At 55.5% G+C, this 11,292-nt stretch carries 9 protein-coding genes; 6 read left to right on the top strand and 3 right to left on the bottom strand.

The window, feature by feature from the left end; all coding sequences use genetic code 11:
* The first annotated feature begins 147 nt into the window (after nucleotides 1-147).
* Nucleotides 148-459, top strand: a complete 312-nt coding sequence (locus HMPREF2796_RS06045; protein ID WP_070631854.1) for a hypothetical protein — start codon at nucleotides 148-150, stop codon at nucleotides 457-459.
* Between the two features lie 446 nt (nucleotides 460-905).
* On the opposite strand, the gene metE is transcribed toward HMPREF2796_RS06045, so the two are convergent.
* The 3 genes from metE to HMPREF2796_RS06025 form a co-directional block, all read right to left on the bottom strand.
* Nucleotides 906-3,200, bottom strand: coding sequence for a 5-methyltetrahydropteroyltriglutamate--homocysteine S-methyltransferase (metE, locus tag HMPREF2796_RS06040; protein WP_070631851.1), 2,295 nt, complete (start codon nucleotides 3,198-3,200; stop codon nucleotides 906-908).
* 425 nt (nucleotides 3,201-3,625) lie between these two features.
* Nucleotides 3,626-4,147, bottom strand: a complete 522-nt coding sequence (locus HMPREF2796_RS06030; protein ID WP_070631845.1) for a hypothetical protein — start codon at nucleotides 4,145-4,147, stop codon at nucleotides 3,626-3,628.
* Between the two features lie 316 nt (nucleotides 4,148-4,463).
* Entirely contained in the window at nucleotides 4,464-4,913 is a 450-nt protein-coding gene (locus HMPREF2796_RS06025; RefSeq protein ID WP_070631840.1) for a hypothetical protein, read from the bottom strand.
* Between the two features lie 135 nt (nucleotides 4,914-5,048).
* On the opposite strand from HMPREF2796_RS06025, the gene ligA reads away from it, so the two are divergent.
* From ligA to HMPREF2796_RS06000, 5 genes are all read left to right on the top strand, one after another.
* Nucleotides 5,049-7,391, top strand: a complete 2,343-nt coding sequence (gene ligA / locus HMPREF2796_RS06020) for an NAD-dependent DNA ligase LigA (RefSeq protein WP_070631837.1) — start codon at nucleotides 5,049-5,051, stop codon at nucleotides 7,389-7,391.
* A gap of 80 nt (nucleotides 7,392-7,471) precedes the next feature.
* Nucleotides 7,472-8,017: a ClbS/DfsB family four-helix bundle protein gene (locus HMPREF2796_RS06015; protein WP_210385351.1), complete on the top strand. Its 546-nt coding sequence runs from the start codon at nucleotides 7,472-7,474 to the stop codon at nucleotides 8,015-8,017.
* Nucleotides 8,018-8,240: 223 nt separating this feature from the next.
* The gene (gene cmk / locus HMPREF2796_RS06010) at nucleotides 8,241-8,894 is read left to right on the top strand and encodes a (d)CMP kinase (RefSeq protein WP_070631831.1); all 654 of its coding nucleotides are present in this window, start codon (nucleotides 8,241-8,243) and stop codon (nucleotides 8,892-8,894) included.
* 164 nt (nucleotides 8,895-9,058) lie between these two features.
* Complete coding sequence (gene rpsA, locus HMPREF2796_RS06005; RefSeq protein WP_023887868.1) at nucleotides 9,059-10,735, top strand: 30S ribosomal protein S1; 1,677 nt, start codon at nucleotides 9,059-9,061, stop codon at nucleotides 10,733-10,735.
* 12 nt (nucleotides 10,736-10,747) lie between these two features.
* On the top strand, nucleotides 10,748-11,050 hold the full coding sequence (locus tag HMPREF2796_RS06000) for an integration host factor subunit beta (RefSeq protein WP_003824966.1): 303 nt from the start codon (nucleotides 10,748-10,750) through the stop codon (nucleotides 11,048-11,050).
* The last annotated feature ends 242 nt before the right edge of the window (nucleotides 11,051-11,292 follow it).

The raw sequence follows: 11,292 nt of genomic DNA, 5'->3' as shown, positions 1-11,292 counted from the left end.
AAGCAAAAACAAAAGCTGTCCGCCGTAGAAAAGTGTAAACAACTCGACGATTTCCTACAATTTAGTAATGGTGCAAATACCGTGAATTATATTACCATCAGGACTTGGTGGCAGAGGTTCTTATAGTATTATTCCAAGGAGATGAAAATGAACATTTTCCCTTTTGATGATCTACATGGATTCAAAGATTATATTACATTTGTTCAAATGTGTGCTCCTGATAACTTTCCTAGAGATTCCACTATTTCTGGAGAGAGTTGGACTTTAGATTTAAGTTTTGAAGGCCTACGATTTGGCTTAGATATAGCAATAGAGGAAAAAGGCCCTAAACCGGTATTTGAGCAATGCAGGCAGCTGATCGAACAGGCATATCAGCACTACAAGGCTGGAGAAGAAGATGAAGGTTGGTATGCTTTGGAAGAAGTGCGTAAATTACTGAGAAAAGTCAGAACCCAATAACGAGATTTTCCGATTGATTAGGCTACCTGAAAAATATCGGTGTCTTTATTTTTCAGGTAGCCTTTTCACTAAATTTGTCTTGGATGGAAATAATTGAACCAATTCCGCCAGTCGGAAGATATAGTTGGGGAAATTCTACTCCGAAAACCAAGGGCAGGTACGGATATTTTTCAGGTAGCCTCTATGAGCTCCGATGATTAAAGGCTAAGCCGAGTTGCCGCAAAGTTATAGTGGATTAACATAAACCGGTACAGCGTTGGCTCGCCTTGCCGTACTATCTGTACTGTCTGCGGCTCGCCGCCTTGTCCTGATTTTTGTTAATCCACTATAAAGCATAGCTTGGACGAAATTCAAACGGCGCTAAAGGCTACCTGAAACCCACACACAAACAAAAAGGCTACCTGAAAGTTTCAGGTAGCCTTTGCTCATTCCAACTGCCTCAGCGTTTAGCGGGTAACGTTTTTATCCGCCAATTCCTTACGCAGTTTCTTGGTAACCGCCATCATCACTTCAAGCTGTTCCAAGGTTTCTTTCCAGCCGCGGGTTTTCAGGCCGCAGTCGGGGTTGACCCACAGGCGCTCTACCGGCACCACTTCCATCGCTTTGCGCAGCAAGCGCTCCACTTCGGCTTCGGTGGGCACGCGCGGGCTGTGGATGTCGTACACGCCGGGGCCGATGTCGTTCGGGTATTTGAAGTCGCCGAACGCGGTGAGCAATTCCATGTCGGAACGTGAAGTTTCAATGGTAATCACGTCTGCATCCATGCTGGCGATGGCAGGCAGGATGTCGTTGAACTCGGAATAGCACATATGGGTGTGGATTTGGGTGCTGTCTTCCGCACCGGTGCTGGAGAGGCGGAAAGCTTCGCAGGCCCAGGTCAGATATTCGTCCCACTGCGCTTTTTTCAGCGGCATGGCTTCGCGGATGGCGGGCTCGTCGATCTGAATAACCTTGATGCCGGCTTTTTCCAAATCCAGCACTTCGTCGTTCAGCGCCAATGCGATTTGTTTGGCTACCACGCTCAGCGGTACGTCGTCGCGCACAAACGACCATTTGAACATGGTTACCGGGCCGGTGAGCATGCCTTTCATCGGGCGTTTGGTGAGGCTTTGCGCGTAGGTAGACCAATAAACGGTCATCGGATTGGGGCGGGACACGTCGCCGAAAATAATCGGCGGTTTCACGCAGCGGCTGCCGTAGCTCTGCACCCAGCCGAATTGGCTGAAGCAGTAGCCGGCCAGCTGTTCGCCGAAGTATTCCACCATGTCGTTACGCTCGGCTTCGCCGTGTACGGGCACATCCAATTCCAATTTCTCTTGGATTTCAACGCAGTAGGCGATTTCCTTCTTCATCGCGGCATCGTAGTCGGCAGCGGAGAGCTCGCCTTTCTTGAACGCGGCGCGCGCTTGGCGGATTTCGGTGGTTTGCGGGAAGGAGCCGATGGTGGTGGTGGGCAGCACGGGCAGCTTCATCCATTCCTGCTGTGCCTGAATGCGCCGGGCAAACGGCGATTTGCGTTGGTCGGCGCCTTTAGGCAGGTCGGCCACGCGTTTTTGTACGGCTGCGTTGTGGATTTTCTTATTAGTGGCGCGGTCGGCGGCAGCGGCATCGGATTCGGCCAAGGCAGCCTGAACGGCAGATTTGCCGTGTGCCAAAGCCTGTTTCACCACGCCCAGTTCCACCAGTTTCTGTGCGGCAAAGGCCATCCAAGATTTGATTTCGCCATCCAGTTTTTCTTCCACGGCCAAGTCTTGCGGGCTGTGCAGCAGCGAGCAGGAGGGGGCAATCCACAAATTGTTGCCGAATTTGGCTTTCACAGGCTCGAGCGTGTCGATTACCTTGTTCAGGTTGGCACGCCACACGTTGCGGCCATCAATCAGGCCCACAGACAGCACGCGGTTGTCCGGCCAGCCGTCGGCAAACACAGAGAGCTGCTCCGGTGCGCGTATGCAGTCGATGTGCACACCGTGTACGGGCAGGGATTTCAACAGGTTCAGGTGTTCGGCCACAGAGGCGAAATAAGTGCCGATTACGATGCGCACGCCGGTGTTGGCCAGTTCCTGATACACAGGGGCGAATGCGTCCAGCCACACTTGTGAAGCTTCAGCCGCCAAAATCGGCTCGTCGATCTGAATCCAATCCACGCCTTCGGCAGCCAGTTCGCGCAAGAGTTGTGCGTAGGCAGGCAGCAGTTTGGGCAGCAGCAGTTTGGTTACACGGCAGCCGAAGTCTTCTTTTTTCTTGCCCAACCAAGCCAGCGTAACCGGACCCACCAGCGTGGGCTTGATGTCGTGGCCTTGCGCTTTGGCTTCTTTGATTTGGGCAATCAGGTTTTTGGCGTTTACCTTAAATTCGGTGTCGGCCGACCATTCGGGCACGATGAAGTGATAGTTGGTGTCGAACCATTTGGTCATTTCCATCGCAAACTGGGTGGCGTTGCCGCGTGCCAGCTGGAAGTATTCCGGCAAAGTCAGCTTGGCTGCGTCGAAGCCGAAACGGGAGGGAATGCCGCCCAAGGTGCAGAGCAAATCCAGCACATGGTCGTAGAACGAAAAATCGCCCACCGGCAGCAAATCGGCACCGGCGGTTTTTTGGGTGGCCCAGTTGGCACGGCGGATATCGGCCGCTACCTGCTGCAATTCGGCTTCGGATTTCGCGCCTTTCCAAAAGGCTTCAACGGCAAATTTCAGCTCGCGCTTCGCGCCGATGCGCGGATAGCCGGAGAGGTGGAATGTGTTCATAAAAACTCCTTCAATGGTTTGCAAAACAGAAAATGTTTAGGAAATAAGTAAAATTTCTCAGGAGGCGAGTTTGCGGCAGGACAAGGCAAGTTGCAAGCGATAAATTTGCTGCTTTGCATGAATGAAATTAATACAAGCAGCAAAACCAGCCCGAACCAATTTTATTTAATTTTAAGAAAAATATTATTTTTCAAGCTATTGAATAAAATTATAAGACTATACATCCTTCTCTTCTTTCCACTCCACCCCGTCTTTATAAATAAATTTTTAATGGATAGAAGAAAAAAGTCTAAGCCAGATAGAATCGGCTAACCTTCTATATACGCCCCAAAGGCTACCTGAAAGCACAGCTTCAACGAAGTTAAAACGAGGCTTCCGCAGGAAGCCAAGTTTCCGCGCAGTTAAAACATAGCCTCACTCCGCTTTTAAAACCACTTCGGCCACAGTTCGCGGCTTTTCGGGTTGGCAAAAAACGGCTGCAATAAGCGTTGCAACTGGGGCAAATAAGGGGCGGCAGCCGGGTCGCAGCAAATGGCGGCGCGGTAATACAGGGCAAAGATTTCGGCCTGCTGCTCCATATTGAGGCGGTTTAAGTGCGGCACAGTGTCGAGCATGGGCAGGCGGTAGGCACGATTTTTCAGGTAACCCAAACGCAGGGCCAGCAAACTGCCGCCAAGCCACACGGGGAAGCCGTTTTGATGCTGCCAAACGTGCGCCAGCTCGTGCACCAGCCAGGCGCGTTCGATCAAGGGGCGCTTGGCGAAATCGGGGCAGAAGCGGTTGGCGGGGAAGTAAACATGGCCGAAGGGGGCGATGGCAATATTGCGGGTAGGCAGCCACCACGCGCCGCCGTGCAGGCGGATTCGTTCATAACGCAGCCCGCTGCCAAACACGCTGCGGGCGAGCCTTGTTTCGGCGGGGGTGAGCGGGCGGGAACGTGGGGGCATGGGTGGTTTATCAATCCATAGGGTAAGAGGCTACCTGAAAATTGCTGGCCATGTGGAAACAATAGCTTACAGCTTAACTATGCAGCAACTCGGCTTGCTTCTCTTCGTTGCAGCCTCGGCCTGCTCCGCAGAAACTCAGCTTCCTACGGAAGCCTTGTTTTATAGTGGATTAACAAAAATCAGGACAAGGCGGCGAGCCGCAGACAGTACACACGTTACGGCAAGGCGAGCCAACGCTGTACTGGTTTTTGTTAATTCACTATAACTTCATTGAAGCTGTACCTTCAGGTAGCCTTAAATGGCAAAACAACGCGGCTCAATGCTTGCGGCTGTAATTTTCGATGTCCTCGCACACGGTGGCGAGGAAGTCGAGGTATTTCGGATCTTCGCCTGCCCACATTTCCTCTTCGCCCAGCGCGTAGGCGCGGATGAGTTCGTCGGCGGCACGCTCAAAGTTGCCTAATTCAAATTGCGCCTGGCCGAGCCGCAGATGCAAAAAGGGGTTGCCGATGCCATCGGGGCAGTGCATGGCGTGGCTGAGGGCATCGCGGGCGGCTTCGTGGCTGCCGCGCAAAAATTCGGTGTCGCCCACGGCGGCCAGTATCCAAGTGGCAGCTTCCCATTCGGTTTGCGGCTCGGGCAGCAAATCCCATGCCTGCCAAAAACATTCGATGGCTTCGGCATAGCGCTCCGCATCGGCCAGCTCGTCGCCTTGTTCGCACAGCGCGGTGATTTGCTCGTAGATATGGTCATTCAGTTCGGCCATGGTGGGCTCCTTCTTTTAGAGATGCCGCGTATTATACAGGCTACCTGAAAGCCTTTATTCCCTCCTTTCAGGTAGCCTCTTCCCCTTGGGCACGTGATAATATGCGCCGTTTTATTTTGTTTCCGCCCCATCACCATGTCCAACCCCCAACAACGCATCCGCACCCTCGTGCAAACGCTCAACCGCTACGCTCACGAATACTACACTTTGGACGCGCCCAGCGTGCCCGATGCCGAATACGACCGGCTCTACCGCGAGCTGGAAGCCTTGGAGGCCGAATATCCGCAGTTCAAACTGCCTGAAAGCCCCACGCAGCGGGTGGGCGGCGCAGTGTTGGCGGGCTTTGAAACCGTGGTGCACGCCGTGCCGATGTTGTCGCTGAACAACGCGTTTTCGCCGCGCGACGACGAAACGGGCGCGTTCGACCACGCCGAATTTTTGGCGTTTGACGAGCGCGTGCGCAAGGAATTGGGCGTGGCGCAGGTGGAATACGCCGCCGAGCCGAAGTTTGACGGGCTGGCGGTCAGCCTGTTGTATCAAAACGGGATTTTGATGCAGGCGGCCACGCGCGGCGACGGCACCACGGGCGAAAACGTAACCGAAAACATCAAAACCGTGCGCAACATCCCGCTGAAACTGCACGGCGAAAAGCAGCCTGCACTGTTGGAAGTGCGCGGCGAAGTGCTGATGCTCAAAGCCGATTTTGCCGCGCTGAACCAACGCCAGCTCGAAGCCGGCCAAAAGCCTTTCGCCAACCCGCGCAACGCCGCCGCAGGCAGCCTGCGCCAGCTCGATTCCAAAATCACCGCACAGCGCAAACTGCATTTTTTCGCCTACGGCATCGCCCAACTTTCAGGCGCGGAAAGGCTACCTGAAAGCCATATCGAAGAACTCGCGCTGCTGCACGAACTCGGCTTTTCCCTGCCCGAAGGCTATTTCGGCGCGTACACCGGCGCGGCGGCCGTGTTGCGCGAATACGAACGGCTGGCCGAACACCGCCCCCGCCTGCCGTATGAAATCGACGGCATGGTGGTCAAAGTGAACTCGTTGGCCGAACAGCAGCAACTCGGCTTCGTGTCGCGCGCGCCGCGTTGGGCGATTGCGCACAAATTCCCCGCCGAAGAAGCGCTCACCACCGTGGAAGCGATTGACGTGCAGGTCGGCCGCACCGGCGCAATCACCCCCGTGGCGCGGCTTGCACCCGTGTTCGTGGGCGGCGTTACCGTCACCAACGCCACGCTGCACAACCAAGACGAAGTGGCGCGCAAAGACGTGCGTGTGGGCGACACCGTGGTTGTACGCCGCGCGGGCGACGTGATTCCCGAAGTGGTGCGCGTGCTGCTGGAACGCCGCCCGATGCAGCCTGTTGATTTATTGGGCGAACAAATGGAAGCGACGTACGAGCCGTTCAGGCTACCTGAAACCTGCCCCGTGTGCGGCAGCGCCGTAGAACGCGAACCCGGCGAAGCCGTTGCCCGCTGCACCGGCGGCATGCTCTGCCAAGCCCAGCGCGCACAAGGGCTTATCCACTTCGCCAGCCGCAAAGCCATGGACATCGCCGGGCTGGGCGACAAGCAAATCGAAGCCCTCGTCGCCGCCGACGTATTGCACAGCTTTGCCGATATTTACCAACTGGATATCGCCCAACTGCAAACCATCAAAGACAGCAAATCCGCCGCCACCAAATGGGCACAGAACATCTTGGACAGCATCGCCCAAAGCCGCACCCCGCCGCTCGCCCGCTTCCTGTTCGCCCTCGGCATCCGCCACGTCGGCGAAAGCACCGCCAAACAGCTGGCATCCGCGTTCGGCAACCTCGACACCGTGCGCCGCGCCCCCGAACCCATCCTCGCCTGCCTGCCCGACATCGGCAGCGTCGTCGCCCACGCCATCGCCCATTATTTCAGGCAGCCTGCACAGCAAAAAATGCTGGACGACCTATTGCAACACGTCGCCCCGCAAGCCGCCGCCCCGTCGCCCCAAACCCGCGCACACATCGCGCCCGAACAATGGCTGCAACGCCTGCCCGACATCAAACTCAGCGAAAAACGCGCCGCCGAACTCTGGCAACTCGCCGGCAGCCTGCACGCCCTGCAAACCGACCAAGCCCTGCCGCAAGAATGGCAAGACTGGCGCAGGCAGCCTGCACACGCCGCCTTGCTGCAAGAAATCACCGCCTTCACCGAAGCGCTGCCTGAAAGCAGCACAGGCGACGTTTCAGGCAGCCTGCACCCCAAAAACAGCCCCATCGCCGGCAAAACCTTTGTCCTGACCGGCACCCTGCCCACCCTGAAACGCGACCAAGCCGCCGCCCTCATCGAAGCCGCCGGCGGCAAAGTGAGCGGCAGCGTGTCCAAAAAAACCGATTTCGTGGTGGCGGGTGAAGCCGCAGGCAGCAAACTGGAAAAGGCGCAAGCGCTGGGAATTGCGGTGTTGAGCGAGGAGGAATTGCTGGGGATGCTGGGTGGAACGGATTAAAAGGCTACCTGAAAACCTGTTTCCTTATCTGCAACCCACTTGGGCGCATGATGGTTTGGCTAAGTGATAACCCAAATTGCATGCACGCAAATCAACACAAAGACAGCTCCATGAAAACCTACGCCAACGCCGCCGAACTGATTACGGCCATCCACACCGCGCTAGACAAATACCTCGCTGAATTTGCCGATATTGCCGAAGCCGACAAACACCACCGCGCCGTGCCCGACGGCAAAACTCCGGCCGAACATCTGGCCTACCAGCTCGGTTGGACCGGCCTGCTGTTGCAATGGGAGCGAGACGAGCAGGCAGGCCAAACCGTTCATACGCCCGCCGAAGGCTATAAATGGAACGATTTGGGCGGGCTGTACCAGCAGTTTTACCGGCAATACAGCAGCCTCTCGCTGCAAGAGGCACAAACCCAACTGCGTGAGCAGGCTGCCCAAATCTGCACATGGCTGGAAACGCTGTCCGAACAGGAGTTATTTGAGCCCAACCAGCGCAGATGGGCAAATAACCAGGCAAAATGGCCGATCTGGAAATGGGTGCACATCAATACGGTTGCGCCGTTTACCAACTTCCGAGTGCGCATCCGCAAATGGAAAAAGCAGAATCTGCATGGCTAGGCACATGCTGTAGAGGCGCTCTCAATTAGAAATACTACTCATGTGCACAAGTTCCGCACCCTGCTAAAACCATCTTAAAGGCTACCTGAAAACCCGTTCCCTACCATTTAGCCGCACCATTTTTCAGGTAGCCTTTCCTGCCCACACCTCCCCTATCCGCACCATCCCTGCCCCCGTTCATCGGCAATCTCGGGTAAGATGGCATCTTTTTTCGGAGACAGCTATGCCGCAAAAAGTAATCGCAATCGACGGGCCGAGCGCATCGGGCAAAGGCACGGTGGCGCAGCAGGTGGCGGATGCCTTGGGCTGGCGTTATCTGGATTCGGGCGCGCTCTACCGCATCACCGCGCTCTATGCGCACAACCGCCAAACCGCTTGGGATAACGAAACCGAGGTGGCCACGCTGGCGCAGGCTTTGCCGGTGGAGTTTGTCGAGGGCGCGGTGCTGTTGGAAGGGGAAGATGTTTCCGCCGCCATCCGCAGCGAAGAAATCGGCATGGGGGCATCACGGGTGGCGGCGCTGCCTGCTGTACGCACGGCTTTGTTGCAGCGGCAGCGCGCGTTTCTAACCGAACAGGGGCTGGTGGCCGACGGGCGCGATATGGGCTCGGTGGTATTCCCCGATGCCGTGCTCAAGGTTTTCCTCACTGCTTCGCCGCAGGTGCGTGCCGAACGCCGTGCCAAACAAATCGGCGTACCGCTTGCGGGCGCGGGTTTCGAGCGCATTTTGGCCGATATCGAAGCACGCGACGAAGCCGACCGCAACCGCGCCGTTGCGCCGCTGCAAAAGCTACCTGAAGCCCATCTGCTCGACACTTCGGCGCTGACGATTGAAGAATCGGTAAAAAAAGTGCTTGATTGGTATCGGGAAAAATAAAGTTACTGTATAATGCCGCGTTTCCGGCACATCCGTTCCGCTTGGGCGCGACTGTGTTGTATAAACAATTGATTTAACTCACGCCTGCCATGCCAAGGGTGGCAGGCTTCTATCAACTCCAACCCTCCGCACTCCTTGGCCGTGCGTGGAAAAGACAAAACCTTATGGAAAATTTTGCCCAGTTACTGGAAGAATACTCAGCCGTACAAGAAATGAATCAGGGCGAGGTGATTACCGCCGAAGTGGTGGCGATTACCGACAAACACGTTATCGTGAACGCCGGCCTGAAATCCGAATCCCTGATTGATTTGAACGAATTCAAAAACGCCCAGGGCGAACTGGAAGTTAAAGTAGGCGATTTCGTTACCGTAACCATCGAATCCGTAGAAAACGGCTTCGGCGAAACCAAACTCTCCCGCGAAAAAGCCAAACGCGCTGCCGATTGGCTGGCTTTGGAAGAAGCCATGGAAAGCGGCGAGATCCTCTCCGGCGTGATCAACGGCAAGGTCAAAGGCGGCCTCACCGTGATGATCAACAGCATCCGCGCTTTCCTGCCAGGCTCTCTGGTAGACGTGCGCCCGGTGAAAGACACTTCTCACTTTGAAGGCAAAGAAGTTGAATTCAAAGTGATCAAACTGGATCGCAAACGCAACAACGTAGTGGTATCCCGTCGCGCCGTGCTGGAAGAAACCCTGGGCGAAGAGCGCCAGGCTCTGCTGGAAACCCTGCAGGAAGGCACCGTGGTGAAAGGTATCGTGAAGAACATCACCGACTACGGCGCATTCGTAGACTTGGGTGGCATCGACGGCCTGTTGCACATCACCGATTTGGCATGGCGCCGCGTGAAGCACCCCAGCGAAGTGCTGGAAGTGGGCCAGGAAGTAGAAGCCAAAGTATTGAAATTCGACCAAGACCGCAGCCGCGTATCTTTGGGTATGAAACAGCTTGGCGAAGACCCCTGGAGCGGCCTCGCTCGCCGTTACCCCGCCCGCACCCGCCTGTTCGGCAAGGTAACCAACCTGACCGACTACGGTGCATTCGTTGAAATCGAACAGGGCATCGAAGGCTTGGTACACGTTTCCGAAATGGACTGGACCAACAAAAACGTTCACCCGAGCAAAGTGGTTCAGCTGGGCGACGAAGTAGAAGTGATGATTCTGGACATCGACGAAGACCGCCGCCGCATCAGCCTGGGCATGAAACAATGCCAGGCCAATCCGTGGGAAGAATTTGCCGCCAACTTCAACAAAGGCGACAAACTCACCGGCGCGGTTAAATCCATCACCGATTTCGGTATTTTCGTGGGCCTGCCCGGCAACATCGACGGCCTGGTACACCTCTCCGACCTCTCCTGGAGCGAAAGCGGCGAAGAAGCCGTACGCAAATACAAAAAAGGCGAAGATGTGGAAGCCGTTGTATTGTCTATCGATGTAGAGAAAGAACGCATCAGCTTGGGCATCAAACAGCTCGAAGGCGACCCCTTCGGCAGCTACATCAGCATCAACGACAAAGGCGCCTTGGTGAAAGGCACCGTGAAATCTGTTGAAGCCAAAGGTGCCGAAGTGCAGCTGGCCGACGAAGTGGTGGCCTACCTGCCTGCTTCCGAGTTCGACAGCGAGCGCGTGGAAGACTTGACCACCAAGCTCAAAGAAGGCGACGAAGTGGAAGCCGTCATCGTTACCGTAGACCGCAAAAACCGCAATATCAAGCTGTCGGTAAAAGCCCGCACGGCCAAAGAAAACCGCGAAGCGCTCAACACCGTGAACGCAGCGGCCAGCCATGCCGGCACCACCAGCCTGGGCGATTTGCTCAAGGCCAAGCTGGGCGGCGAAAACGAATAAGGATAGCGCAAAATGACCAAATCAGAGTTGATGGCCCATCTGGCCGAGAAGTACCTGGCTCAAGGGCATTCCCGCCTGGCTGTTAAGGATGTGGAGCAAAGCGTGAAGGTTTTGGTGGATGCCATGACCCGTGCGCTGGCTCGTGGTCAGCGTATCGAGATTCGCGGGTTCGGCAGTTTCGACCTGAACCATCGTCCGGCACGCATTGGCCGCAATCCGAAAACCGGCGAAAAAGTGAACGTGCCCGAGAAATACGTGCCGCACTTCAAGGCCGGCAAGGAATTGCGCGAACGCGTAGATCAAGCCGCCAAGTAAGATTGGCATTCAGCTGAATAAAAGGCTACCTGAAATTTTCAGGTAGCCTTTTTGTTGTTGGGACAATCCAGATAGCGTTATGCAATAAAGGCCACCTGAAAGCTTCCGCTGCAACAAAATTCAAGCCAAATAACAGGCAGCTTGTGCTTCCCGCACATCAGCTACAATTCAACGATATGTTGAAACCCTCTACTCCCAGTAACAAGTCGGCAAAAGGCTACCTGAAAATTTTAGCTTCGCAG

It is taken from the genome of Eikenella sp. HMSC071B05, from assembly GCF_001811325.1.
Lineage (GTDB): Bacteria > Pseudomonadota > Gammaproteobacteria > Burkholderiales > Neisseriaceae > Eikenella > Eikenella corrodens.
This window is presented reverse-complemented; position numbering and strand designations above follow the sequence as displayed.